Source organism: Bacillus sp. 204(2023), assembly GCF_037027505.1.
GTDB classification, from domain to species: Bacteria; Bacillota; Bacilli; order Bacillales; family Bacillaceae; genus Bacillus; species Bacillus subtilis.
Map to the genome: position 1 here is coordinate 36,943 of NZ_JAXCHE010000001.1, position 24,138 is coordinate 61,080.

Annotated in this window: 29 protein-coding genes; 27 read left to right on the plus strand and 2 right to left on the minus strand. The window is 44.2% G+C overall.

Translation table 11 applies throughout. The annotated features are described in order from the left end of the window. Positions 1–9 precede the first annotated feature (9 nt). The 13 genes from WA279_RS00185 (at position 10) to WA279_RS00245 (ending at position 10,120) form a co-directional block, all read left to right on the plus strand. A complete protein-coding gene (locus WA279_RS00185) occupies positions 10–504 on the plus strand; it encodes an RDD family protein (protein ID WP_014477652.1) in 495 nt (164 codons plus the stop codon). Positions 505–578: 74 nt separating this feature from the next. After that, complete coding sequence (locus WA279_RS00190; RefSeq protein WP_015483561.1) at positions 579–1,259, plus strand: DUF2953 domain-containing protein; 681 nt, start codon at positions 579–581, stop codon at positions 1,257–1,259. Positions 1,260–1,272: 13 nt separating this feature from the next. Continuing rightward, entirely contained in the window at positions 1,273–1,728 is a 456-nt protein-coding gene (gene ytfJ, locus WA279_RS00195; RefSeq protein WP_003223504.1) for a GerW family sporulation protein, read from the plus strand. Between the two features lie 108 nt (positions 1,729–1,836). Beyond that, positions 1,837–2,340: a thiol peroxidase gene (gene tpx, locus WA279_RS00200; protein ID WP_003223506.1), complete on the plus strand. Its 504-nt coding sequence runs from the start codon at positions 1,837–1,839 to the stop codon at positions 2,338–2,340. A gap of 60 nt (positions 2,341–2,400) precedes the next feature. After that, positions 2,401–3,390 carry a class I SAM-dependent methyltransferase gene (locus tag WA279_RS00205; protein WP_042974972.1) on the plus strand — a complete coding sequence of 330 codons (990 nt, stop codon included), beginning with the start codon at positions 2,401–2,403 and terminating at the stop codon, positions 3,388–3,390. Continuing rightward, positions 3,362–3,565 carry a hypothetical protein gene (locus WA279_RS00210; protein WP_123372909.1) on the plus strand — a complete coding sequence of 68 codons (204 nt, stop codon included), beginning with the start codon at positions 3,362–3,364 and terminating at the stop codon, positions 3,563–3,565. Before WA279_RS00205 ends, WA279_RS00210 begins: the two co-directional genes overlap by 29 nt. Before the next feature lie 172 nt (positions 3,566–3,737). Further along, positions 3,738–4,925: an acetate kinase gene (locus tag WA279_RS00215; protein WP_003223511.1), complete on the plus strand. Its 1,188-nt coding sequence runs from the start codon at positions 3,738–3,740 to the stop codon at positions 4,923–4,925. An 84-nt stretch (positions 4,926–5,009) separates the two neighbouring features. Next, positions 5,010–5,522, plus strand: coding sequence for a MogA/MoaB family molybdenum cofactor biosynthesis protein (locus WA279_RS00220; protein WP_003229354.1), 513 nt, complete (start codon positions 5,010–5,012; stop codon positions 5,520–5,522). Between the two features lie 169 nt (positions 5,523–5,691). Further along, on the plus strand, positions 5,692–6,903 hold the full coding sequence (locus WA279_RS00225) for an argininosuccinate synthase (protein ID WP_003229357.1): 1,212 nt from the start codon (positions 5,692–5,694) through the stop codon (positions 6,901–6,903). Next, positions 6,900–8,285 (plus strand): argininosuccinate lyase, encoded by a 1,386-nt coding sequence (argH, locus tag WA279_RS00230; RefSeq protein WP_049141025.1) that lies wholly within the window; start codon positions 6,900–6,902, stop codon positions 8,283–8,285. The genes WA279_RS00225 and argH overlap by 4 nt, the downstream gene beginning before the upstream one ends. A gap of 64 nt (positions 8,286–8,349) precedes the next feature. Beyond that, positions 8,350–8,481, plus strand: coding sequence for a hypothetical protein (locus WA279_RS00235; protein ID WP_009967976.1), 132 nt, complete (start codon positions 8,350–8,352; stop codon positions 8,479–8,481). 126 nt (positions 8,482–8,607) lie between these two features. After that, a complete protein-coding gene (locus tag WA279_RS00240) occupies positions 8,608–9,375 on the plus strand; it encodes an SDR family oxidoreductase (RefSeq protein WP_004398521.1) in 768 nt (255 codons plus the stop codon). Positions 9,376–9,436: 61 nt separating this feature from the next. Next, complete coding sequence (locus WA279_RS00245; RefSeq protein WP_003245964.1) at positions 9,437–10,120, plus strand: metal-dependent hydrolase; 684 nt, start codon at positions 9,437–9,439, stop codon at positions 10,118–10,120. Between the two features lie 50 nt (positions 10,121–10,170). Here WA279_RS00245 and ytlI read toward each other — a convergent pair whose 3' ends face one another. After that, complete coding sequence (gene ytlI / locus WA279_RS00250; protein ID WP_336153790.1) at positions 10,171–11,097, minus strand: LysR family transcriptional regulator YtlI; 927 nt, start codon at positions 11,095–11,097, stop codon at positions 10,171–10,173. Positions 11,098–11,249: 152 nt separating this feature from the next. Between ytlI and snaA the strand changes: the two genes are divergently transcribed. From snaA to WA279_RS00315, 13 genes are all read left to right on the plus strand, one after another. Then, positions 11,250–11,786 carry an N-acetyltransferase SnaA gene (snaA, locus tag WA279_RS00255; RefSeq protein WP_160244741.1) on the plus strand — a complete coding sequence of 179 codons (537 nt, stop codon included), beginning with the start codon at positions 11,250–11,252 and terminating at the stop codon, positions 11,784–11,786. 13 nt (positions 11,787–11,799) lie between these two features. After that, complete coding sequence (gene tcyJ / locus WA279_RS00260; protein ID WP_336153792.1) at positions 11,800–12,609, plus strand: sulfur-containing amino acid ABC transporter substrate-binding protein TcyJ; 810 nt, start codon at positions 11,800–11,802, stop codon at positions 12,607–12,609. Positions 12,610–12,622: 13 nt separating this feature from the next. Further along, positions 12,623–13,435 carry a sulfur-containing amino acid ABC transporter substrate-binding protein TcyK gene (tcyK, locus tag WA279_RS00265; protein ID WP_024572165.1) on the plus strand — a complete coding sequence of 271 codons (813 nt, stop codon included), beginning with the start codon at positions 12,623–12,625 and terminating at the stop codon, positions 13,433–13,435. Between the two features lie 21 nt (positions 13,436–13,456). Beyond that, complete coding sequence (tcyL, locus tag WA279_RS00270; RefSeq protein ID WP_336153795.1) at positions 13,457–14,176, plus strand: sulfur-containing amino acid ABC transporter permease TcyL; 720 nt, start codon at positions 13,457–13,459, stop codon at positions 14,174–14,176. A gap of 29 nt (positions 14,177–14,205) precedes the next feature. Next, on the plus strand, positions 14,206–14,913 hold the full coding sequence (tcyM, locus tag WA279_RS00275; RefSeq protein ID WP_336153797.1) for a sulfur-containing amino acid ABC transporter permease TcyM: 708 nt from the start codon (positions 14,206–14,208) through the stop codon (positions 14,911–14,913). After that, positions 14,910–15,689, plus strand: a complete 780-nt coding sequence (tcyN, locus tag WA279_RS00280; RefSeq protein ID WP_003229383.1) for a sulfur-containing amino-acid ABC transporter ATP-binding protein TcyN — start codon at positions 14,910–14,912, stop codon at positions 15,687–15,689. The genes tcyM and tcyN overlap by 4 nt, the downstream gene beginning before the upstream one ends. Further along, positions 15,686–16,690: an LLM class flavin-dependent oxidoreductase gene (locus WA279_RS00285; RefSeq protein ID WP_336153799.1), complete on the plus strand. Its 1,005-nt coding sequence runs from the start codon at positions 15,686–15,688 to the stop codon at positions 16,688–16,690. Before tcyN ends, WA279_RS00285 begins: the two co-directional genes overlap by 4 nt. 14 nt (positions 16,691–16,704) lie before the next feature. After that, positions 16,705–16,986 (plus strand): glutaredoxin family protein, encoded by a 282-nt coding sequence (locus tag WA279_RS00290; protein WP_123372919.1) that lies wholly within the window; start codon positions 16,705–16,707, stop codon positions 16,984–16,986. Continuing rightward, the gene (locus tag WA279_RS00295) at positions 16,983–18,311 is read left to right on the plus strand and encodes an LLM class flavin-dependent oxidoreductase (RefSeq protein ID WP_336153800.1); all 1,329 of its coding nucleotides are present in this window, start codon (positions 16,983–16,985) and stop codon (positions 18,309–18,311) included. Before WA279_RS00290 ends, WA279_RS00295 begins: the two co-directional genes overlap by 4 nt. 46 nt (positions 18,312–18,357) lie before the next feature. Further along, entirely contained in the window at positions 18,358–19,050 is a 693-nt protein-coding gene (ribR, locus tag WA279_RS00300) for an RNA-binding riboflavin kinase RibR (RefSeq protein WP_336153802.1), read from the plus strand. Between the two features lie 17 nt (positions 19,051–19,067). Next, the gene (gene sndA, locus WA279_RS00305; RefSeq protein ID WP_336153804.1) at positions 19,068–20,318 is read left to right on the plus strand and encodes an S-alkyl-N-acetyl-metabolite deacetylase SndA; all 1,251 of its coding nucleotides are present in this window, start codon (positions 19,068–19,070) and stop codon (positions 20,316–20,318) included. An 18-nt stretch (positions 20,319–20,336) separates the two neighbouring features. Further along, the gene (locus tag WA279_RS00310; protein ID WP_128738112.1) at positions 20,337–21,239 is read left to right on the plus strand and encodes a sulfite exporter TauE/SafE family protein; all 903 of its coding nucleotides are present in this window, start codon (positions 20,337–20,339) and stop codon (positions 21,237–21,239) included. 176 nt (positions 21,240–21,415) lie between these two features. Further along, positions 21,416–22,735 carry a CBS domain-containing protein gene (locus WA279_RS00315; RefSeq protein ID WP_004398641.1) on the plus strand — a complete coding sequence of 440 codons (1,320 nt, stop codon included), beginning with the start codon at positions 21,416–21,418 and terminating at the stop codon, positions 22,733–22,735. Positions 22,736–22,753: 18 nt separating this feature from the next. Here the strand turns inward: WA279_RS00315 and WA279_RS00320 are convergent, their stop codons facing one another. Then, complete coding sequence (locus WA279_RS00320) at positions 22,754–23,056, minus strand: YtpI family protein (protein ID WP_133954453.1); 303 nt, start codon at positions 23,054–23,056, stop codon at positions 22,754–22,756. A 130-nt stretch (positions 23,057–23,186) separates the two neighbouring features. Between WA279_RS00320 and nrnA the strand changes: the two genes are divergently transcribed. Then, positions 23,187–24,128, plus strand: coding sequence for a bifunctional oligoribonuclease/PAP phosphatase NrnA (gene nrnA, locus WA279_RS00325; protein WP_004398971.1), 942 nt, complete (start codon positions 23,187–23,189; stop codon positions 24,126–24,128). Positions 24,129–24,138 lie beyond the last annotated feature (10 nt).

Genomic DNA, 24,138 nt, shown 5'->3' on the forward strand with positions numbered 1-24,138 from the left:
GGAACAATAATGGACGCGACATATGAAGAGTTAGAGCGCAATGACATCAAAGGCCCGCAAGAAGCGGAGCAGCTGACACATGCCTATGCTGGCTTTTGGGTTCGTTTCTGGGCTTTCCTGCTTGATTGGCTCGTGATATGGGGATTAAACCATTTACTCGTTTCTCCCCTCTTTACCGTATTGGATCTGCCGAAAACATCTGGCATGTTTACCTTCTCGGCCTACAGTGTGACAACGCTTATTGTGTATCTTGCCTATTTCGCACTAATGACAAAATACTTCAGGCAGACGCTTGGTAAAATGGTGTTCGGCCTCAAAGTGGTTTCTGTGAAGCAAGATAGCAAGCTGACATGGAGTACAGTGATTTTTCGTGAAGTGGTGGGACGGTATATTGATAAGATTTGGATTTTATATATCGTTGTTGCTTTTTCACCTACAAAACAAGGGATTCATGATTACATCGCGGATACCACCGTGGTGCATGAAAAATTATACCGCAAATAACCGATAACCCGGACCTCTGTCCGGGTTTATTTTTTTAGGAATTGGCGATAATGCTCCTAGAGGAAGTGAAGAATATGGTGTATGTACTGACAGCCATTCTTATTCTCATAGGGATCGTACTGCTTCTCAGAATGAAAATCCATGTCGCGCTGGAGTATCTTCATGCCGCTGATAATGACAAATTGACTTTGAAGATTACGGCGCTGTTTGGCCTTATAAGGATCAAAAAAACAATCCCGGCGATTAAGGTGAACAAAGAAGACGGAACAGTGGATATCAAACAAAAAACTGAATCTAAAATGAAAAAAAGCAGCGGAAAGAAAAAAATTACACAAAACGATGTGCAGCAAAGCATTAATAAAATCGAAATGCTTTTGCATCAGGTCACCAGACTGCGAAAAATCAGCGCGTCTTTTCTCGCGCATTTACATATCACAAAACTAGAATGGGTTACAGTAATCGGAATTCAGGACGCGGCAGTGACAGGTGTGTTAACAGGTGCTGTATGGGGTGTGAAGGGCGGTATCGCAGCAATGCTCTACGACCACCTGGACTTTGTGAATAAACCTGTCTATGAGGTGATCCCGTCGTTTCAAGTCCCTGTTTCCAAGACCCATTTTCAGTGTATATTCTTTTTTCGCTTTGGACATGCTATGCTTGCAGCTTTCAAATTCGTCAAATACGGACGGGAGCTATCCGTATTAAAGAAGAATCCGTCGGCTAGAATGACTTCAAAGAATGATTCATCAGTTTAAGGAGGAAGCGTATATGGCAGACCATCCCATCCAAGGGTTAATGAAAACCGCAATGGAAAACTTGAAGGAAATGATTGATGTTAACACCATCATCGGAGATCCAGTAGAAACGCCTGATGGAAGTGTGATTTTAACTGTTTCTAAAGTTGGATTCGGATTCGCCGCAGGCGGAAGCGAGTTTGGCGGAAAGCCGGCCGAAAAGAAATCGGAAGACGATGAGACAAGAGAACAGAAACTTCCTTTCGGAGGCGGAAGCGGGGGCGGTGTGTCCATTACGCCGATCGCGTTTTTAATTGTCGGATCGACAGGCATCAGAATGCTTCATTTAGATGAAAATACCCATTTAATAGAGAAAATTTTAGACGCAGCCCCTCAAACACTCGAACGCATCCAGCAAATGTTCAAGAAAAATAACAAAAACCAAGGCCAGGGCCAAAATCAAAACCAAATGAACAATATGAACTATTAAAAAAGGTTAACTGCGCTGGCCGCAGTTAACTTTTTTTTGGCATAAACTTTGCAGTTTGCAGGAAACTTTACTATGATAGAGACATACATACAAAAGGGAGGAATTATAATGGCTGAAATTACATTCAAAGGCGGTCCGGTTACACTTGTCGGACAAGAAGTGAAGGTAGGAGATCAAGCTCCTGATTTCACAGTGCTGACTAACAGCCTTGAAGAAAAATCGTTAGCTGACATGAAAGGAAAGGTAACGATTATTTCTGTTATCCCTTCAATTGATACAGGTGTTTGTGATGCACAAACACGCCGTTTTAACGAAGAAGCTGCAAAGCTTGGAGATGTCAACGTCTACACAATCAGTGCAGATCTTCCATTCGCGCAAGCGCGCTGGTGCGGCGCTAACGGAATTGACAAAGTGGAAACACTGTCTGACCACAGAGATATGTCATTTGGCGAAGCGTTCGGTGTGTATATTAAAGAACTTCGTCTGCTTGCGCGTTCCGTATTTGTCCTTGATGAGAACGGAAAAGTCGTTTACGCTGAATATGTAAGCGAAGCAACAAACCACCCGAACTATGAAAAGCCAATTGAGGCTGCTAAGGCATTAGTGAAGTAAGCAGGGAAAAAAGCTCCAGGCTGCCGCCGGAGCTTTTTTCATGGCAAGGAGGAACACAATATGCAAAAAGACCATGTAGGTGCGGTGTATGAGCTGTTAAACGAAGCCGCGATTATGATAAAGAATGAATTGCAGATTTCATATATAGAGGCGCTGGCCGAAGCAGGAGAAATGTATTTTCTTGAAAAAACGGATCAGCTGAAACTGCCTGCTGATCAGAAAACCAAACATCTTCAGGCTCTGCTTGAAAAAGCGGAATTCGGCACGTATGAGCATGAGTGGGTACGCAAGGCTTTTCAGCTTGCCGTCCTTAAAGGAATGAAAGATATCTCCCATCCAAACAGACAAATGACGCCGGATACGATCGGGCTTTTCATCAGCTATTTGGTGAATAAGTTTATGGCGGACAAAAAGGAACTGACCATTCTTGATCCAGCCTTGGGAACTGGGAACCTTCTGTTTACCGTGCTGAACCAGCTGTCTGAAAAAACGGCAAACAGCTTTGGCATTGAAATTGATGATGTGCTCTTGAAGATCGCCTATGCCCAAGCGAACCTTCTGAAAAAAGAGCTTGAGCTTTTCCACCAGGACAGCCTTGAGCCGTTGTTTATCGATCCAGTTGACACGGTCATTTGTGATCTGCCAGTCGGCTATTATCCGAATGACGAAGGAGCAGAAGCGTTTGAGCTCAAAGCTGACGAAGGCCATTCCTTCGCTCATCATCTGTTTATTGAACAGAGCGTCAAGCATACCAAACCGGGCGGCTACTTATTTTTTATGATTCCGAATCATTTGTTTGAGAGCTCCCAAAGCGGCAAGCTGAAACAGTTTTTCAAAGATAAGGTTCATATCAACGCACTGTTGCAGCTGCCAAAATCTATTTTTAAAGACGAAGCTCATGCCAAAAGCATCCTTGTGCTTCAGAAACAAGGAGAGAATACGAAAGCGCCGGGGCAAATTCTGCTTGCGAATCTTCCGTCTTTCTCCAATCAAAAGGCGATGCTTGATATGATGGCTCAATTTGATGAATGGTTTAAAAAAGAAAAGTAAGTGTTTTAAAAGCAGCTTAGGCAGCCGTATGAGGTCGATGCCTAAGCTGCTTTTATTTATGCTTTTGAAGACCGGACTTGACGAATTGAATCCAGCTTTGAAACACAAAATACAGAGGGAAAAACCGCAAATTGTAAGCGTTCATCAATACAAAACCTATAGGGAATGTGTCTGAAAATAACGACTTCTTATTGTAAGCGTTATCAATACGCAAGTTGACTTGAAAAGCCGACATGACAATGTTTAAATGGAAAAGTCAGATATTTTTCGGAGAAGATGTTGATATTCACCGGGAAAAAAGTACGAAAAACGAAGTTGTTGATACAGAGTATAAAGGAGCGTCAATCATGTCCAAAATTATTGCAATTAACGCAGGAAGCTCGTCTTTGAAATTTCAGCTTTTCGAAATGCCTTCAGAAACCGTTTTAACGAAGGGTTTAGTTGAACGAATCGGTATCGCCGACAGCGTATTCACAATTTCTGTGAACGGCGAAAAAAATACAGAAGTAACTGATATTCCAGATCATGCGGTAGCTGTTAAAATGCTGCTGAATAAGTTAACGGAATTCGGCATTATTAAAGACTTGAATGAAATTGACGGAATTGGCCATCGTGTCGTTCACGGCGGAGAAAAATTCAGCGATTCTGTTTTATTAACGGATGAAACCATTAAGGAAATCGAAGATATTTCTGAATTGGCACCGCTTCACAATCCGGCAAATATCGTTGGAATTAAAGCGTTCAAAGAAGTGCTTCCAAATGTTCCTGCGGTAGCTGTATTTGATACGGCATTCCACCAAACAATGCCTGAGCAGTCTTACCTGTACAGCCTGCCGTATGAATACTATGAAAAATTCGGCATCCGTAAATACGGCTTCCACGGCACTTCACATAAATATGTAACTGAGCGTGCGGCAGAGCTTCTCGGCCGTCCGTTAAAAGACTTGCGCCTGATTTCCTGCCACCTTGGAAACGGAGCAAGTATTGCCGCTGTTGAAGGCGGAAAATCAATTGACACATCCATGGGCTTTACGCCGCTTGCCGGTGTAGCAATGGGTACACGCTCTGGAAACATCGACCCTGCCCTGATTCCATACATCATGGAGAAAACAGGCCAAACGGCTGACGAAGTATTGAATACATTAAACAAAAAAAGCGGACTGCTCGGCATTTCCGGTTTCTCAAGCGATCTTCGTGACATCGTTGAAGCAACGAAAGAAGGAAATGAGCGCGCGGAAACGGCTCTTGAAGTATTCGCAAGCAGAATCCACAAATACATCGGTTCTTACGCTGCAAGAATGAGCGGTGTCGATGCGATCATCTTTACTGCCGGTATCGGTGAAAACAGTGTGGAAGTCAGAGAACGCGTTCTTCGCGGTTTAGAATTCATGGGCGTATACTGGGACCCTGCGCTTAATAACGTGCGCGGCGAGGAAGCTTTCATCAGCTATCCGCATTCTCCGGTAAAAGTCATGATCATTCCAACTGATGAAGAAGTCATGATTGCGCGCGACGTTGTTCGTTTAGCAAAATAAATCGCATGAAAGCACATTCTCTTGAATGTGCTTTTTTGTTGATGCATGATAGTGACAGACAGAAAACATAAAAGAGGTGGGCCAATGAGCGTTCAAGAGCATAAACAAGAAGCTCCCGATATCGTTCGGTGCAAAGTGATTACTGTCAGTGACACGAGGACAGAGGAAACCGATAAAAGCGGCAAGCTGATGATCTCATTTTTAGAAGAAGCCGGTCATCATATTGCTGCATATGAAATTGTAAAAGACGAAAAGGATGCTTTGCAGCGGTCAGTGCTTGCGGGCTGCATGGATGAACAGACAGACGCGGTACTCTTAAACGGAGGGACAGGCATAGCAGATCGGGATGTCACAATTGAAGCCATAACGCCGCTTTTTTCGAAAGAACTGCCCGGCTTTGGAGAAATATTCAGGATGCTGAGTTATACAGAGGATATCGGCTCTGCCGCAATCATGTCGAGAGCAACTGCCGGCGTCATTCAGCATACCGCTGTTTTCTCAACGCCAGGCTCAAGCGGCGCGGTAAAGCTGGCAATGAATAAGCTGATTATTCCCGAACTTGCGCATGTGGTCAGAGAAATCAGAAAAGACAAGTAAATGAATAAATACTACGAAACTTCACCTGAAATTTAGGTGAAGTTTTTTTTATAAAAGGCTTGAAAAAACGAAACGTACTTGTTAAAGTGTATACATACAAAATGTATTTTTATTAAATATAATTTATTTTTATACAAAATAGAAACACGGTTGAAAGGGGAATTTTATCATGTCAGAACAGAAAAAAGTCGTATTAGCATACTCAGGAGGTCTTGATACTTCCGTCGCAATAAAATGGCTTCAGGAGCAAGGATATAATGTCATCGCCTGCTGCCTGGATGTCGGTGAGGGCAAAGATTTGGCATTTGTTCAGCAGAAAGCGCTTGAAGTCGGCGCGACAAACTCCTACGTGATCGATGCAAAAGAAGAATTTGCACAGGACTACGCGCTTATTTCTTTGCAGGCCCACACGATGTATGAAGGAAAATACCCGCTTGTTTCGGCATTATCTCGACCGCTGATCGCGAAAAAACTGGTTGAAATTGCGGAAAAAGAAGATGCACAGGCGATTGCCCACGGATGCACAGGGAAAGGAAATGACCAGGTTCGTTTTGAAGTCTCCATTAAATCATTAAACCCTGACCTTGAAGTCATCGCGCCGGTTCGCGAATGGCAGTGGTCACGTGAAGAAGAAATTGAATATGCGGCTAGCCGCGGCATTCCGATTCCGATCAATCTTGACAGCCCGTATTCTATCGACCAAAACCTCTGGGGACGCGCCAATGAGTGCGGCATTTTAGAAGATCCATGGGCGGCACCGCCAGAAGGTGCATACGATTTAACAGCTCCGCTGGAAAAAACGCCGGACACGCCGGAAGTGATTGAAATTGCATTTGAACAGGGCGTGCCTGTCTCCATTGACGGTGTTTCCTACTCGCTTTCTGAGCTGATCTTGAAGCTGAATGAAATGGCGGGGGCGCACGGTGTCGGACGTATCGACCACGTGGAAAACCGCCTCGTCGGCATTAAATCCCGGGAAGTATACGAATGCCCTGGTGCGATGACACTGATCAAAGCGCATAAAGAATTAGAAGATTTGACACTGGTGAAAGAGGTAGCCCACTTTAAACCGATTATCGAGCAAAAAATGTCAGAAATCATTTATAACGGCTTATGGTTCTCGCCGTTAAAAGACGCGCTGCACGCTTTCTTAAAAGAAACGCAAAAGCATGTCACAGGCATTGTCCGCGTGAAGCTGTTTAAAGGCCATGCAATTGTAGAAGGACGTAAATCGGAATACTCTCTATATGATGAAAAACTTGCAACATATACAAAAGACGATGCATTTGATCACCATGCAGCAATCGGATTTATCGAGCTTTGGGGACTTCCGACAAAAGTGAACAGCATCGTGAAAAAGAAGGAGCAGATTAAAGCATGAAGAAGCTTTGGGGAGGCCGATTTCAAAAAACACCGGAAAAATGGGTCGACGAGTTCGGCGCGTCCATATCATTTGACCAACATTTAGTTGCTGAAGACATTACAGGGTCTCTCGCACATGCTGCCATGCTGAAAAAATGCGGTATTCTGACAGCAGAAGAAGAGCTGAAAATCCGAGAGGGCCTGAATACCCTTTTGCAAAAAGCAGAGGAGGGAGCATTGGAATTCTCAGTCGATTATGAGGATATTCATTTGAACATTGAGAAAATGCTCATTGACGAAATCGGTCCTCTTGGCGGCAAGCTGCATACCGGCAGAAGCCGGAATGATCAGGTGGCGACTGACATGCATTTATACTTGAAGAATCATGTCGGCCACATCATCGAGCTGATTGAGGCATTCCAAAGTGCGCTGATTGAAAAGGCGGAAGCGAACATCGAAACAATTCTCCCTGGCTACACACATTTGCAGCGCGCACAGCCGATTTCATTCGCTCACCATCTGCTTGCGTATTTCTGGATGCTTGAGCGCGACAAGGAGCGTTTTCAGGATTCGATGAAGCGGATTAACAAATCTCCGCTCGGCTGCGGGGCGCTCGCGGGAACAACCTTCCCAATTGACCGTGATTATTCAGCAGAACTGCTCGGCTTTGATGCCATTTATGAAAACAGCTTGGACGGCGTCAGCGACAGAGACTTCATTTTGGAGTTTTTAAGCAACAGCAGTATGCTGATGATGCACCTATCCCGTTTCTCTGAAGAAATCATTTTATGGTGCTCGCAGGAGTTTAAATTCATCGAGCTTGACGATACGTACGCAACAGGGAGCAGCATGATGCCGCAAAAGAAAAATCCTGATATGGCGGAGCTGATCCGCGGCAAAACAGGACGCGTATACGGCGATATGATGGGGCTGTTTACGATCATGAAAGGACTTCCGCTCGCTTACAACAAAGATCTGCAGGAAGACAAAGAGGGCATGTTTGACACGGTGAAAACGGTGGAGGGCAGCCTGCAAATCTTCACAGGCATGATCCAAACAATGACTGTAAACAAAGACGTCATGAAGCAAGCGACAAAACAAGACTTTTCAAATGCGACGGAACTGGCGGATTATTTAGCTAAAAAGGGAATGCCGTTCAGAGAAGCGCATGAAGTGGTCGGGAAACTTGTGTACACATGCATCGAAAGAGGGATCTATTTAAGCGATATGCCGTTTGGTGAGTTTCAGCAGGCGAGCACACTATTCGAAGAAGATATTTACACTGTGTTAGACCCTTACTACGCAGTTGAAAAAAGAATGAGCGCCGGGGGCACCGGATTCAAACAGGTAAAGCAGGCGCTTGAAAAAGCGAAAGCTTGCGTGGCAGCTGGAGTTTGTTAAAATTTCCTTCATAAAATCCCGTCATTATAGCCAACCTACCTCTATAATGATGGGAGGCAGAATGATGAAAAAAGAACCGGAACGCTATATTTATGATGAACAAGAAAGCCAGGAGACAACAAGGCTCATTTCAGAAGCATATCAAAGCGGTTATGTCGATATGCCTGATCAGGAGTCTTCATCTCCTGCAGAATAAGCTGTCTATACAGGCAGCTTTTTTTGTATGCCAAAGTGTAAAAAGTGATATTGCAAGCCTTTTATAGTAAAGTAGAAGAAGAAACACTTTATTGAAAGCGGCGACGTTGCTTTGGGAGGTATTCATGTGCGACATGCTTTAATTACTGCCGGTTCGAAGGGTTTAGGCCGCAAAGTGACTGAAACGTTGCTTGCAAAGGGGTATTCAGTAACAGTCAATTACAGACAGGATGAGGAGGCAGTCAGCCGCCTGAAGGAAGCCTGTCCCGATTGTCTTGACCGGCTGCAATTTGTAAAAGGTGATGTCACCAAAAAAGAAGATCTGCTGCGTATTGCAGAGGCTGCCTTAAACCGCTTCGGAAGGATCGACTTTTTGATTAACAACGCGGGACCATACATATTTGAACGTAAAAAGTTAGCCGATTATACTGATGATGAATGGTATGGCATGCTGGAAGGAAATTTAAGCGCCGTCTTTCATTTATTCAAAGCGGTTATTCCTATTATGAGAAAACAGCAATTTGGACGCATCATTACGTACGGATTCCAAGGTGCGGCTCACGCGCCCGGCTGGCTTCACCGATCGGCATTTGGCGCTGCGAAAGTGGGCTTGGCTTCTTTGACGAAGACAATTGCCATTGAAGAAGCCGAATTCGGCATAACCGCCAACATGGTTTGCCCGGGAGACATTGTCGGCGACATGAAAGAAGCATCGATAGAGGAAGCCAGAATGCGAATCGGCAAAGAAAAAACGCCGATAGGAAGATCCGGTACAGGCGAGGATATCGCCAGGATTATCGCTTTCTTGTGTGAGGAGAACTCAGACCTTGTGACAGGGACTGTCATTGAAGCCACCGGAGGCCTCAATGTCATTAACAAGAATCAAACAACATAAGTTTTCAGCTTTTTAAAAAGGGAAAATAAAAAAATCAAAATCATGTGACGAGGTGAAAGAAATGAAAGTGACATATCACGGACATTCTGTAATCACAGTGGAAACGAAGGACCATCATATTATTTTTGATCCGTTTTTAACAGGGAATTCATTAACGGATATAAAGCCGGAGGATGTAAAAGCGGATGTCATCTTACTAACGCACGGCCACAATGACCATGTCGGTGATACTGAACAAATCGCCAAGCAAAATAACGCGTTAGTTATAGCCCCGAATGAGCTCGCTGTGTACTTAGGCTGGAAAGGCTTGAATGTTCATCCAATGCATATTGGCGGCTCCCGCCAGTTCGATTTTGGAAAAGTGAAGCTCACACAGGCCTTTCATGGATCAGCCATCACAGATGAAGAAAACAAAACGATCACTTACACAGGCATGCCTGCCGGTATTTTGCTGACTGTAGAAGATAAAACGATTTTCCACGCGGGCGATACGGCTCTTTTCTCTGATATGAAACTCATTGGCGAATTGAATCATATCGACCTTGCTTTCCTGCCGATTGGCGATAACTTTACGATGGGGCCTGAAGACGCCAAGCTTGCCGCTGAATGGCTGCGCGCAAAACAGGTCGTGCCGGTGCATTACAATACATTCCCGGTCATCGAACAAGACCCAGAAGCATTCGCTGACAGCCTGCCGGGCGGAGTCGGCAAAGTCATGTCGGTCGGTGAGACGATCGAGCTTTAAACCGTGAAACCATCTCCTGATGAATCAGGAGGTGGTTTTTATTTTTTCAGTTATCCTGTAATGGTCTTATCAGAGGTTCCTTCCAATTCTTTGCTGTGCTGCTGAAAACGTTTGGTTATCCGGGCGATCAAGTCCTTCGTGGCGCGGTCAAAATGATCTTCTTTTTGATTTGTCAACAGCCCTATGGGCGGGGTGATATCCAGGTTTAGAATTGGAATGACTTTAGTGCCGTTGAACGGTTTAGAATGTGCGGTGCTGGTAAAGATTGAAATTCCGATGTTTTCACGTACGTAATATTCATGTGACATGCTGCTTGTGAGCTCCATTTTTTTGTAGCGATTCCCGAGTTCTCTATGTAAGTGCTGTTCAATTTGTAAGCGAATGGGGCAATTGGCGGGCGTAAATATGAAGCGCTCTTCTGCTAAATCAGACAAATGGACAGCCTTCTTCTCAGCGAGCGGATGTTGATCAGATACAATCACATTTAATGTGTCATAAAAAAATGGATGGTAGTAATTTTCAAGAATCAGCTCCGGCTCGCCGCAGACTGCAAAATCAATCGTCCCGTCTAAAAGCTTTTGACTGCAGGTATTGGCGTCATCAACCTTGATATTAACCGTTATCTTTGGGTAATCCTTTAAGAAATCCTTTAAAATCTTGGGGAATATCAGACTGGCGGTCGGCTCTGAAACCCCTATGTTGATAATGCCTGCCTCTTCTTCCTTTAAGTCGGAGAGGTTGTGTTTAAGCGCCTCGTATTGTATCAAAAGATCTCCTGTTCGTTCATAAAAAAGTTTCCCTGCTTTTGTCAACTGCAGGCTTTTTCCTCTTTCAAACAGCAGTACGCCTAAATCCTGCTCCAATTGCTTCATACGCATCGATATCGTCGGCTGCGAGTAGTTGAGTATTTCTGCAGCTTTATAGAAGCTTCCAAATTTTACAATCGTATGAAACGTTTTGATTGAGCGTAACTCCAATGTGTTCCCTCCTGTTTTTCATCATTAAAAATACTGAAGTGAAGGTTTACTTTTTTTGATTAGTCAAAGATCAGAGTATGCTTTATAGTATAAACAATAAAAGCTTAGTAAACAAATAGGAATTATATATATTGTGAAGAGGAGTGACAAAAATGAGTGAGGACATTTTTCGACTGGCAACTGTTGAAGATGCACCGGAGCTGTTGAAACTGGTTAACAGCGCATTTCAGCCCATTCGGCAGCTGGATATTGATTGGCCATCCACGAGAGCTGATATCCAAATGGTATCAGAAAATATTGAACATCATTCAGCGATTGTGCTGGAGCGGGATGGGAAGCTGATTTCAACGATTACAATCAGGTTCCCGTGGGAAAGTGAGACGCCTCCTTCAAAATATCCGTTTGTGTGGTGGTTTGCGACACTGCCGGAATATAAAGGGCAAGGCGCCGGAAGTAAGCTGCTTACGTATGTTGAAGAAAAAGTGCTTCGAGATATGCTGAAGGCTCCTGCGCTGACACTCGGCACATCGGCGCGCAAGCATCCGTGGCTTGCTGACATGTACAGAAGGAGAGGGTATGAAGTGTATTTTGAGCAGGAAAAGGACGGGGACATAGGTGTGATGATGCACAAGGTTTTGATTCCGGAACGATTTAACCCAACGCTTTTAGGTGCGCCCAGCTGGGCATGATGTGAGGCAGCCTATGAATAAGCGTAAAGGATTGGTTTTGCTGCTGTCAGTGTTTGCATTACTTGGCGGGGGATGTTCGCAAACAAATAACAAAACAGATCGTCAGGCTCAAACGGTCATAGTCGGCACCGGAACAGATTTTCCGAATATTGCGTTTTTAGATGAAAAAGGCGATTTGACCGGGTATGACATTGAAGTGATGAAAGCCATCGATAAGGAGTTGCCTCAATATACATTTGAATTTAAAACGATGGATTTCTCAAATTTGCTGACGAGTCTCGGAAATAAAAAAATTGATGTGATTGCGCACAATATGGCCAAAAATAAAGAACGAGAAAAGCGTTTTTTGTATCATAAAGTCCCATATAACTACTCGCCGATGTACATCACGGTGAAAGAGGATAATCACAAGATTCATACATTAAAAGACTTACACGGAAAAACAGTCATAGTTGGCGCCACGTCAAATGCGGCAGATTATATTACAAAGTACAACAAAACGCACGGCAGCCCGATTCATTTGAAATATGCGGGACAGGGAAGCAATGACACCGCCAATCAAATTGAAACCGGGCGCGCAGATGCAACGATAGCTACACCGTTTGCCGTCGATTTTCAGAATAAAACGCACGCCTTCCGCCAAAAGACAGTCGGTGACGTGTTATTAGATACCGAGGTGTACTTTATGTTTAATAAAGGCAGCCAAACCTTGGCGGATGACACGGATCAAGCGATTAAAAAGCTGGAGAAAAAAGGAACGCTAAAAAAACTAAGCCGAAAATGGCTCGGGGCAGATTATTCAAAATCAAGTTTTGAAAAATAAATGGGGCGATGAGATGAAAACGAAAGCAGCATTCATGGCAATATTATTTTCGCTTATAACAGTTCTGTCAGCTTGCGGTGCAGGCAGTCAAACGACGGGAGCCGGGCAAAAGAAGGTACAGACAATCACGGTCGGAACTGGAACCCAATTTCCGAATATTTGCTTTATCGATGAAAAAGGCGATTTAACCGGTTATGATGTCGAACTGATCAAAGAGCTTGATAAGCGCCTGCCACATTATAAATTCACATTTAAAACGATGGAATTTTCCAACCTGCTTGTCAGCCTCGGACAGCATAAAGTCGATATCGTGGCACATCAAATGGAGAAAAGCAAAGAGCGTGAGAAAAAATTTCTGTTTAACAAGGTTGCTTACAACCATTTTCCTTTAAAAATTACTGTGCTTCAAAATAACGATACGATCCGTGGAATTGAAGACTTAAAAGGAAAACGGGTGATTACGAGTGCAACCTCCAACGGAGCGCTTGTACTGAAAAAATGGAATGAGGATAATGGACGGCCGTTTGAGATTGCCTATGAGGGCCAAGGCGCAAATGAGACTGCGAATCAGCTGAAATCGGGGCGTGCGGACGCAACGATCTCAACGCCTTTTGCAGTAGACTTTCAAAACAAGACGAGCGCTATTAAAGAAAAAACCGTCGGTCATGTGCTTTCAAATGCCAAAGTGTATTTTATGTTTAACAAAAATGAACAAACGTTAAGTGACGATATTGATAAAGCCTTACAGGAAATCATTGATGACGGAACGCTGAAAAGGCTCAGTTTGAAATGGCTTGGTGACGACTATTCCAAAGAGCAGTATTAGGTAAAAAGAGAGGGAGCAGTGATGGAAAAAGCGTTTGATATGAACATGATTGGAGATTTTGTGCCGACGTTAACCGCTTATTTACCGGTTACATTATACATTTTAACACTGTCCTTGCTTTTCGGTTTTGTATTAGGACTCTTTCTGGCACTGCCCCGCATCTACAATATTCCAATTGTAAATCAATTGGCAAAAGTGTATATCTCGTTTTTCAGGGGAACGCCTATCATGGTGCAGCTTTTCATCGTGTTTTACGGAATCCCGGCGCTTACGAGGCTTATCGGGATTGATACATCAAAAATGGACCCGTTTTATGCTGCTGTCGCAACCTACGCGTTAAGCAATGCAGCGGCAGCCGCAGAAATCTTTCGAGCGGGGGTGGGCAGTGTAGATAAAGGCCAAACGGAAGCGGCGTACAGTATTGGCTTAAGCGGTAGTCAGGCCTTCAGGCGAATCGTTCTGCCCCAGGCACTTGTCCAGGCGTTTCCGAATATGGGAAACATGGTGATCAGTTCTTTAAAAGATACATCTCTAGCTTTTTCAATAGGTGTTATGGATATGTCCGGAAGGGGCCAAACACTGATTACCTCAAGCAACCATTCTCTTGAAGTTTACATTGCGCTATCGATTGTTTATTATGCTGTTGCAGTTTTATTCGAATGGTTCTTTCGAGTGGCAGAAAAACGAATCAAGAAGAATCAAACAAGGATTGTTACTGTTTTTGACATGAACATACATTGATATATTTCTTCGGATGAGGGGGGAGAAGATTGCAATTTGACTTTCCATTTATCGTTTCCGCCATGAAAGAAATGGTAAAGACCATTCCTCTGACATTGATGATGGCTGTTTTGCCGATTGTGTTTGGATTTCTCGTGGCTCTTGGAAATATAATTGTTAGAATTTTTAGAATTAAGGGCTTGGTGGCTTGCTCAAGGTTTTATGTGTCTTTCTTTCGAAGTACACCTGCAATTCTTCACATTATGTTGATTTATTTAGGGATACCGCCTGTTGCAGATCAAGTCAGCAGTTTTTTTCATCTCGGCTGGTCCGCCAATGAGATACCGGTCTCCATGTTTGTCATCATGGCCTTGTCTTTAACTGCCGGAGCTTACCTCACAGAAATCATCCGGTCAGGCATTCTGGCGATGGATACCGGACAGGTCGAAGCGGCTTATTCAATCGGCTTGACACACAGCCAAACCTTTCGGCGTGTAATATTGCCGCAGGCGCTGATGATTTCCATCCCAAACTTCACAAATTTGGGTATCGGCTTTTTGCATACCACCTCTATCGCGGCTATAGTGGCTGTCCCAGAGATTACAGGGACGGCGACTATCGTTGCTTCTGATAATTATGCATTTTTAGAAGCGTTTATCGGAGCAGCGATTATCTATTGGGTGCTGACTCTTATCCTAGAATCCGTAAATGGAGTATTAGAGAGAAAGGCAGCCAGATTTCAAGGAGGCACTTTATGATTGAGATTAAGAATATCCATAAACAGTTTGGCATCCACCATGTATTAAAAGGGATAAATCTCACGGTACGCAAGGGAGAAGTTGTGACGATTATCGGGCCGAGCGGATCAGGGAAAACCACCTTTTTACGGTGCCTGAATTTATTAGAACGTCCAGACGAAGGGATCATTTCTATACATGACAAAGTGATTAATTGCAGCTTTCCGTCCAAAAAAGAGGTTCACTGGCTCAGAAAACAGACGGCAATGGTATTTCAGCAATACCACCTGTTTGCTCACAAAACGGTAATTGAAAATGTCATGGAGGGCTTGACGATTGCCCGGAAAATGAGAAAACAAGACGCGTATGCCGTAGCGGAAAATGAACTGAGAAAGGTCGGGCTTCAAGATAAATTGAATGCTTATCCGAGTCAGTTATCGGGAGGACAAAAGCAGAGGGTCGGGATAGCAAGGGCGCTTGCCATTCATCCTGATGTGCTGCTGTTCGATGAGCCGACGGCAGCGCTTGACCCGGAGCTGGTCGGTGAAGTGCTTGAGGTAATGCTGGAAATCGTGAAAACCGGAGCCACCATGATTGTTGTTACACATGAAATGGAGTTTGCAAGAAGGGTCTCTGATCAAGTTGTTTTTATGGATGAAGGAGTCATTGTTGAACAAGGAACCCCGGAGGAAGTCTTCCGCCATACCAAAAAAGACAGAACGAGGCAGTTTCTCCGCCGTGTTTCGCCGGAATATTTATTTGAACCAAAAGAACACATAAAGGAGCCGGTGATATGATCCGCTTAAGTATTTTAGACCAAAGCTTGATTGGTGAAGGGGAGACAGCAGCTGATACATTACAGCATACAGTGAGATTGGCACAAATGGCTGAAGAGTGTGGATATCACCGATTTTGGGTGGCCGAACATCACAACAATGATGAGATTGCAGGGTCTGCACCCGAGGTTCTTTTAGGCTATCTTGCTGCAAGCACAAGAAAAATTCGTTTAGCATCAGGCGGAGTGATGCTGCAGCATTACAGCTCTTATAAAGTGGCGGAGCAATTCCATCTTCTATCAGCGTTAGCTCCCGGCCGTATAGATCTTGGAGTGGGCAAAGCGCCCGGCGGGTTTCAGCTGTCCACAGACGCGCTGCAGGCTGAATATAAAAAACCGGTGCGTCAGTTTGATGAAAAACTGGAGGAGCTTACTCATTTCGTTCGGGACGATTTTCCTGATACCCACCGCTATGCTGCATTGCGTCCTAGGCCGCAGGTTGATCGGAAGCCGGGTATTTTTCTATTGGGAGGAAGCACAAAGAGTGCCATTTCGGCTGCAAAACTGGGAATCTCTTTTGTCTTTGCTTACTTTATTAACGGTGAAGAGGAAGTGCTGAAGGAAGCCCGCCGAGCATTTGACGCGCATCTCCCGCCAGGATCTGAGGCTGAATTTCATCTTGCCCCCGCTGTTTTTGCGGCACATACAAAAGAAGAAGCGGAAAAACATATTGTGTCGCGTGAATCGATAAAAGTGGTTTTCAAAGACGGGCGTAAGGTCAACGTCGGTTCCCGCGAACAAGCTGAGGCCTATCTGGAAAACGTCACAGAGCCCTATGACATCATCGTGCAAAAAACCGGGATTATTGCCGGAACAAAGGAAGAAGTGGCAGAAGAATTAACACGTTTATCAGGCACATACAAAATCAATGATTTTGTTATTTTTACACCGATCAAAAATGCTGTAGAAAAACAGCTGTCTTATCAGCTGCTGATTGATGCAGTTTTAGCTGCAAAACGTTAAGGAGGGACAGAAGAATGAGTGATGTTTTGAACATTGTGGTTTGGAGTAAAAAAGGCTGTTCGTATTGTGAGGAAGTCAAGAATTATTTGAATGAAACAGGGTTCCCGTTCCAAAATATCGATGTTTCAGAGAAAGAGGAACTTCGAGATATTTTACAGGTGAAATATGGGGTACGTCATGTGCCTGTGGTAGAAATCGGGCGCGGCAATCATTATCAAGGGATAACTGAAATCGGCATTGAACACCTTGATCTTGCACTTGCTAATCATGCACAGATAAAGGAGGCAAAAAGATGACACGTTCAGATTTTATTCAGTTTGGAGCCATGATTCACGGTGTCGGAGGAACAACTGATGGCTGGCGTCATCCCGATGTTGATCCCTCGGCCAGCACGAATATTGAATTTTACATGAAAAAGGCGCAAACAGCCGAAAAAGGCTTGTTTAGTTTTATTTTCATTGCAGACGGCTTATTTATTTCTGAAAAATCGATTCCTCATTTTTTAAACCGTTTTGAACCGATCACCATTTTATCTGCGCTGGAATCGGTTACCAAAAATATTGGTTTAGTAGGGACGTTCTCTACATCTTTTACTGAGCCATTCACTATCTCCAGACAATTGATGTCGCTGGACCATATCAGCGGGGGCAGGGCAGGCTGGAATCTTGTTACTTCTCCGCAGGAAGGAGCGGCGCGCAACCATAGTAAGTCTAATTTGCCAGAACACACTGAACGTTACGAGATCGCACAGGAGCATTTGGATGTTGTGCGCGGGCTGTGGAATTCCTGGGAGCATGACGCATTTATACACAATAAGAAAACAGGGCAGTTTTTCGATCCGGCGAAGCTTCATCGCCTGAATCATAAAGGAAAGTATTTTCAAGTAGAGGGGCCCTTGAATATCGGGCGCTCTAAGCAGGGAGAGCCTGTAGTGTTTCAAGCGGGTTCATCAGAAACAGGCCGGCAGTTTGCTGCTAAAAATGCGGATGCGATTTTTACCCATTCCAATTCATTAGAAGAGACAAAAGCGTTTTATGCGGATGTGAAAAGGCGAGCTGTTGATGAAGGGCGTGATCCTTCAAGTGTGCGGATTTTTCCAGGGATCAGCCCGATTGTGGCAGATACGGAAGAAGAGGCGGAAAAGAAGTATCGTGAATTTGCAGAATTGATACCGATTGAAAATGCTGTTACTTATTTGGCCCGTTTTTTTGATGATTATGATCTGAGTGTTTACCCGTTGGATGAGCCATTTCCCGATATTGGCGATGTGGGAAAGAATGCGTTTCAAAGCACAACAGACCGGATTAAGAGAGAAGCAAAAGCCAGAAATCTGTCATTGCGGGAGGTAGCACAGGAAATGGCTTTTCCACGGCCTCTATTTATCGGCACACCAGAGCGTGTCGCATCCTTAATTGAAACTTGGTTCAACGCTGAGGCGGCGGATGGGTTTATCATTGGGTCGGATATACCGGGAACACTTGATGCTTTTGTAGAAAAGGTGATTCCGATTCTTCAAGAAAGAGGGCTTTATCGTCAAGATTATCGCGGCGGGACATTGCGGGAAAATCTCGGTCTTGGCATTCCGCAGCATCAATCCGTTTTACATTCATCACATCAATAGGTTTCGTCAGATCGAATGCGGAAGCTGAGAGGGGAGGCTGACTTTTTTGACGATCATTGCCGGTACGGTTGTGAAAGGAAAACAATTAGGCAGAAAGCTTGGATTCCCAACGGCAAATGTAGATGCAAAAATGCATGGGCTGCGTAATGGAGTTTATGGGGTTCTGGCGACAGTCAATCATCAATTTCATTTAGGGGTTATGAATATCGGTGTGAAACCGACGGTGGGCTCTAACCTTGAAAAGACATTGGAGATTTTTTTGTTTGACTTTCATAGAGACATCTATGGAGAAAAAATCGAATGCAGCATTCTCTTTAAAATTAGAGAAGAAAGAAGGTTTGATTCTTTGGAGTCGTTAACAAAGCAAATTAAAAAGGATATTTCGTACGTTGCAAAACGCTTTGAGCTGATTGGGATTATGGCACCGAACAAAAAAGAAAGCCTGCTTTCCCATCAGGAGTTAAATCTTCCGGATCTCTGCTTTTACAAGAAATGTAACAACCTATATGGCGTCAACCGAGGCGTATACAATGTTATTGATAACTGGTTTTTTGAGTACGGAATTACACAAGTAGCTTACAGGCGCATTTATATTTTATCTTTTTTAAGCTTTTTGAAAGAAGATAATCCGAAAGTTTCCAGCAAGTATATAAGATTTGGGGCGGGCGGTCTTGCTGATAAATTGAACCGATTTATTTCATCTTATGTTGAAGAGTCTGAAAAAAATATATTGGGATAGGGAAAGGAGCGGAACATATGTCTTTGGATTATTGGAGAAATATAGAAGGCTCCTATCCATATCAGACTACAGGAAATGACATCCTGACGTTGAAAGAGGAGTCTAATCCCGTAAATCTCTCAACGCTAGAAAAGCAGCTCATCGGCATTCGCCAGCACCTGCACCAATATCCTGAACTGTCAAAAGAAGAATGTGAAACAACTGCTTTTATAAAAAAATGCCTTAAAGAAAAGGGGATACAGATTCGCCCTACTGCTCTAAAAACGGGTGTGTTCGCAGACATAGCAGGGGAGTCAGAAGGTCCGGCGATTGCTTTGAGGGCTGATATTGACGCCTTGCCAATTGAAGAAAAAACAGGATTGCCTTATGCCTCTAAACATAAAGGGATCATGCATGCGTGCGGTCATGATTTTCATACGGCAGCGCTTCTTGGTGCGGCCTTTTTATTGAAGGAAAATCAAGACAGTCTGAAAGGGAAGATTCGTTTATTATTTCAGCCGGCAGAGGAAGCGGGTGCAGGCGCTGCAAAAGTGATAGAGGACGGCCAACTGGATGGCATTGATGCGGTTATTGGACTTCATAATAAACCGGATATCGCGGTTGGGACTGTAGGGTTAAAAATAGGCCCGCTTATGGCTGCTGTTGACCGATTTAAAGTAGAGATAGAAGGGAAAGGTGCTCATGCAGCATTGCCGCATAATGGTTTTGATCCAATTGTCGGCGCTTCTCAGCTTATTGTCGCCCTGCAAACGATTGTGAGCAGAAATGTAAACCCGCTGCAAAGCGCGATTTTAACCGTAGGGAAAATCAACGGCGGCAGCACTTGGAATGTCATTCCGGATACAGTTGTCATTGAGGGCACTGTTCGTACATTTGATTCAGAGGTTCGTGATCAAGTGAAACAGCGTTTTTTGGCAGTCACAGAGCAGATTTCTGCCGCTTTCTCGTTAAAGGCAATTGTGAAGTGGCATTCCGGACCGCCGCCGCTTTGTAATGATGAGGGAATAACGGGGCTGGTGCGAGACGCTGCGCATAAAGCGAAACTTCAAGTCATTGATCCCGCCCCATCAACCGCGGGGGAAGATTTTGCTTATTATCTTGAGCATATTCCGGGATCCTTTGCGTTTTTTGGAACAGACGGTGATCATGATTGGCACCACCCTGCATTTACAATTGATGAAACTGCCATTATCAAAGCCTCTTATTTTTTATATGAAAGCGCTAAGAGATTGTTAGATTCGAATGAAGAATCAAAAATATCTGATTGATATAGATGGGGTGTTCTGATGAAGAAATTAATCGTTTTTGCATTTATTGGTTTATTGTCGCAGTTAATAGACGGTTCGTTAGGTATGGCTTATGGGGTTACCTCAACTTCTTTGTTATTGGCGTTTGGCATCACACCTGCTGTGGCTTCGGCTTCTGTCCATTTAGCGGAAGTCGTAACGACTGCCGCATCGGGAGTGTCGCATATTAAATTTGGCAATGTTGACAAACAAACCGTTTATCAGCTTGTCATTCCCGGCTCTATAGGCGCTTTTTTAGGCGCGGCATTCCTCAGCCAATTACCTGGAGATGTGGCGAAACCCTATATTTCTTTGTTTTTGCTCCTTCTGGGCGGATATGTATTGATCAGGTTTTTATTTCAGTATAAGCCGGCTCTTGAGAAGAAGCATGTGCCGTTAAACCGAAAACAATCCATCCCATTGGGAGTGATCGCTGGTTTTGCAGATGCCACAGGCGGAGGCGGCTGGGGGCCGGTGACCACTCCGATTTTATTATCCCGCAAAGGCTTGAGCCCGAGGAAAGTTGTCGGGACTGTAGACACAAGTGAATTTGCCATCGCCGTATCTGCAACTGCCGGTTTTCTTATTTCATTAGGATGGGAGGACGTCAATTGGTTATGGGTGTTTTCACTAATGGCCGGCGGAATTATCGCTGCCCCTATCGCAGCATGGCTGGTGCAGAAGTTTCATCCGCAATTGATGGGTGTACTTGTAGGAGGATTTATTATTCTGGTAAATGCCAGAACATTAATCAGTGAATGGATCACAAACACAGCTGTTTATCCATTGATCTATACGGCCATAGGGGCGATATGGCTATTCGCAGTTTTATTTGTTTTATCTAAAATAGGGAATCGAAATATTGTTAAGACAGCGGTTGATGTCCATTTAAAAGAAAAATAAAGGGTTTTTCCGCTTTACGATGTAAAAGGAGCCACGAGGTCCTTGCGCTTGACTGGAACGAAATCAACGCTGTAAGAAGCCGGTCGGGCTTCTTTTTTATTTTCCAGCCTCATTGCGTATAAATCCTTTGAAACCTTATAATAAAAACAAGAAGACTGTCCTTAGAGGTGAAAGGCTTGGCAACGAAGCATGAACAAATTTTAACGTATATCGATTCACTGCCTGTCGGTGAAAAAATTTCTGTCCGAAGAATTGCAAAGGAAATGAAAGTAAGCGAAGGAACCGCGTACAGAGCGATCAAGGAAGCAGAGAATAAAGGGTTTGTCAGCACGATTGAACGTGTGGGCACAATCAGAATTGAACAAAAGAAAAAAGAGAACATTGAAAAGCTTACCTATGCAGAGGTTGTAAATGTTATAGACGGACAAGTGCTCGGAGGCAGGGCAGGGCTCCATAAGACATTGAATAAATTCGTCATCGGCGCGATGGAGCTTGACGCGATGATGCGTTACACCGCAGCGGGGAATCTTTTGATTGTCGGAAACAGAATCAATGCACACAGGCAGGCGCTTGAAGCGGGCGCGGCCGTATTGGTGACCGGGGGCTTTAACACGGATGACAGCATTGTGCAGCTGGCAGATGAGCTTGAACTGCCGATTTTATCCACGAGCTATGACACCTTTACAGTTGCCGCGATGATTAACCGGGCAATATATGACCAGCTGATCAAAAAAGAAATTGTTTTGGTGGAGGACATCCTAACACCTGCTGACCGCACGGTATATCTTTCGCCTAAGGATAAACTTGAAAAATGGTATGAGAAAAATTTTGAAACGGGGCACGGCCGCTTCCCGGTTGTCGACGATCAAATGAAAATCCATGGCATTCTGACATCAAAAGATATTGCTGGCCATGACCGAAATGCATCTATAGAAAAAGTTATGACCAAAAATCCCGTCACGGTTATTGGGAAAACATCTGTCGCTTCAGCTGCGCAAATGATGGTATGGGAAGGGATCGAAGTGCTTCCCGTCACTGACGGCCACCAAAAACTCATCGGCATGATCAGCCGCCAAGACGTATTGAAAGCTCTTCAAATGATTCAAAAGCAGCCGCAGGTCGGGGAGAAGCTTGATGATATCGTTTCAAGGGGGTTTAAAGATGAGGGTGATGATAAAGAAGATCAAACGGTTTACGAGTATGAAGTCACGCCGCAAATGACAAATCAGCTTGGAACCATTTCTTATGGCGTATTTACGACTATTTTGACGCAAGCGGCAAACCGATTTTTGCGCTCGAAAAAACGCGGCGAACTCGTCATAGAGAGCATTACCATCTTCTTTTTGAAGCCTGTGCAGATGGAATCAGTCATCGAAGTCAAACCTCGCATCTTGGAGGCCGGCAGAAAGTTTGGGAAAATGGAAGTGGAAGTGCACAGCCAAGGTCATATCGTGTCTAAAGCGATGCTGATGGTTCAGCTGATGGAAAGAAGCTAAGGGACGTTCAGGCGCCCCTTACGCGTGATCTCTTTCAGCTTCTTTGGCGTGAAGGGGATTGTAATGCCTGAAGGCTTTATAACCTGCCCAAGCGCTTCCTGCTCCTATGACGATAAAGATACCGCCGATTACTAACGTTAATACTGAATGGAATAATATCATTTGGTTAAGCCCGTAGAACAGGACTAGTGACCCTAAGGCCATGCTTGATTTTGCTGAATAGATTTCTTTTGCCAAAGATGGCTTTGCCCGTACGCCTTTTACTTTATAGTACACATAAAAGCAGGCGGAAAGCCCAATCAAAAAAACAAGAACCAGCATAAATGAAATCCTCCATCGTAAAAGTTTACAAACCCATTTTATACAAAAACGGGCTTGGTTTTGACGTTATTTTTCTTTTCCGTCGGCAGAGAATGTGATTTAATGAATAAAAACAATAAAGGAGTATCAAATGAAAACAGAATTGATCAGAACCATATCATTATATGACACGATTATCTTACATAGACATGTGCGTCCTGATCCGGATGCCTACGGATCACAGTGCGGGCTTACGGAAATCCTGCGTGAAACATATCCTGAAAAAAATATTTTTGCGGTCGGCACGCCTGAACCGTCCCTCTCTTTCTTATATTCCCTTGATGAGGTGGACAATGAAACATATGAAGGCGCACTTGTCATTGTCTGCGATACGGCAAATCAGGAAAGAATCGACGATCAGCGTTATCCTTCAGGCGCCAAACTAATGAAAATCGACCACCATCCGAACGAAGATCCATACGGTGACCTTCTCTGGGTCGATACAAGCGCCAGCTCAGTAAGTGAAATGATTTACGAGCTGTATTTAGAAGGAAAAGAGCACGGCTGGAAGCTGAATACGAAAGCGGCAGAGCTGATCTACGCCGGCATTGTTGGAGATACCGGACGCTTTTTATTTCCGAATACCACGGAAAAAACATTAAAATATGCAGGCGAGCTCATTCAGTATCCATTCTCTTCCTCAGAGTTATTTAATCAATTGTATGAAACAAAACTGAATGTGGTGAAGCTTAACGGCTTTATCTTTCAAAATGTGTCTTTGTCCGAAAACGGGGCGGCTTCTGTTTTCATCAAAAAGGATACGCTTGAAAAATTCGGCACAACGGCTTCTGAAGCGTCGCAGCTTGTCGGGACGCTCGGCAATATCTCAGGTATTCGCGCCTGGGTGTTTTTCGTAGAAGAAGACGATCAAATCAGAGTCAGATTCCGTTCGAAGGGGCCTGTCATTAACGGACTTGCCCGGAAATATAACGGCGGAGGGCATCCGTTAGCTTCAGGCGCCTCTATTTACAGCTGGGATGAAGCTGATCGGATTTTAGCTGATCTGGAAACATTATGTAAAGAACACGAGTAGAGGGGAGACC

What these genes read in the sequence shown, in the direction of transcription:
- WA279_RS00185 (WP_014477652.1), top strand. Translation starts at nt 10, where the DNA reads ATGGACGCGACATATGAAGAGTTAGAGCGCAATGACATCAAAGGCCCG.
- WA279_RS00190 (WP_015483561.1), top strand. Translation starts at nt 579, where the DNA reads ATGGTGTATGTACTGACAGCCATTCTTATTCTCATAGGGATCGTACTG.
- ytfJ (WP_003223504.1), top strand. Translation starts at nt 1,273, where the DNA reads ATGGCAGACCATCCCATCCAAGGGTTAATGAAAACCGCAATGGAAAAC.
- tpx (WP_003223506.1), top strand. Translation starts at nt 1,837, where the DNA reads ATGGCTGAAATTACATTCAAAGGCGGTCCGGTTACACTTGTCGGACAA.
- WA279_RS00205 (WP_042974972.1), top strand. Translation starts at nt 2,401, where the DNA reads ATGCAAAAAGACCATGTAGGTGCGGTGTATGAGCTGTTAAACGAAGCC.
- WA279_RS00215 (WP_003223511.1), top strand. Translation starts at nt 3,738, where the DNA reads ATGTCCAAAATTATTGCAATTAACGCAGGAAGCTCGTCTTTGAAATTT.
- WA279_RS00220 (WP_003229354.1), top strand. Translation starts at nt 5,010, where the DNA reads ATGAGCGTTCAAGAGCATAAACAAGAAGCTCCCGATATCGTTCGGTGC.
- WA279_RS00225 (WP_003229357.1), top strand. Translation starts at nt 5,692, where the DNA reads ATGTCAGAACAGAAAAAAGTCGTATTAGCATACTCAGGAGGTCTTGAT.
- argH (WP_049141025.1), top strand. Translation starts at nt 6,900, where the DNA reads ATGAAGAAGCTTTGGGGAGGCCGATTTCAAAAAACACCGGAAAAATGG.
- WA279_RS00235 (WP_009967976.1), top strand. Translation starts at nt 8,350, where the DNA reads ATGAAAAAAGAACCGGAACGCTATATTTATGATGAACAAGAAAGCCAG.
- WA279_RS00245 (WP_003245964.1), top strand. Translation starts at nt 9,437, where the DNA reads ATGAAAGTGACATATCACGGACATTCTGTAATCACAGTGGAAACGAAG.
- snaA (WP_160244741.1), top strand. Translation starts at nt 11,250, where the DNA reads ATGAGTGAGGACATTTTTCGACTGGCAACTGTTGAAGATGCACCGGAG.
- tcyJ (WP_336153792.1), top strand. Translation starts at nt 11,800, where the DNA reads ATGAATAAGCGTAAAGGATTGGTTTTGCTGCTGTCAGTGTTTGCATTA.
- tcyK (WP_024572165.1), top strand. Translation starts at nt 12,623, where the DNA reads ATGAAAACGAAAGCAGCATTCATGGCAATATTATTTTCGCTTATAACA.
- tcyL (WP_336153795.1), top strand. Translation starts at nt 13,457, where the DNA reads ATGGAAAAAGCGTTTGATATGAACATGATTGGAGATTTTGTGCCGACG.
- tcyN (WP_003229383.1), top strand. Translation starts at nt 14,910, where the DNA reads ATGATTGAGATTAAGAATATCCATAAACAGTTTGGCATCCACCATGTA.
- WA279_RS00285 (WP_336153799.1), top strand. Translation starts at nt 15,686, where the DNA reads ATGATCCGCTTAAGTATTTTAGACCAAAGCTTGATTGGTGAAGGGGAG.
- WA279_RS00290 (WP_123372919.1), top strand. Translation starts at nt 16,705, where the DNA reads ATGAGTGATGTTTTGAACATTGTGGTTTGGAGTAAAAAAGGCTGTTCG.
- WA279_RS00295 (WP_336153800.1), top strand. Translation starts at nt 16,983, where the DNA reads ATGACACGTTCAGATTTTATTCAGTTTGGAGCCATGATTCACGGTGTC.
- sndA (WP_336153804.1), top strand. Translation starts at nt 19,068, where the DNA reads ATGTCTTTGGATTATTGGAGAAATATAGAAGGCTCCTATCCATATCAG.
- WA279_RS00310 (WP_128738112.1), top strand. Translation starts at nt 20,337, where the DNA reads ATGAAGAAATTAATCGTTTTTGCATTTATTGGTTTATTGTCGCAGTTA.
- WA279_RS00320 (WP_133954453.1), bottom strand. Translation starts at nt 23,056, where the DNA reads ATGCTGGTTCTTGTTTTTTTGATTGGGCTTTCCGCCTGCTTTTATGTG.
- nrnA (WP_004398971.1), top strand. Translation starts at nt 23,187, where the DNA reads ATGAAAACAGAATTGATCAGAACCATATCATTATATGACACGATTATC.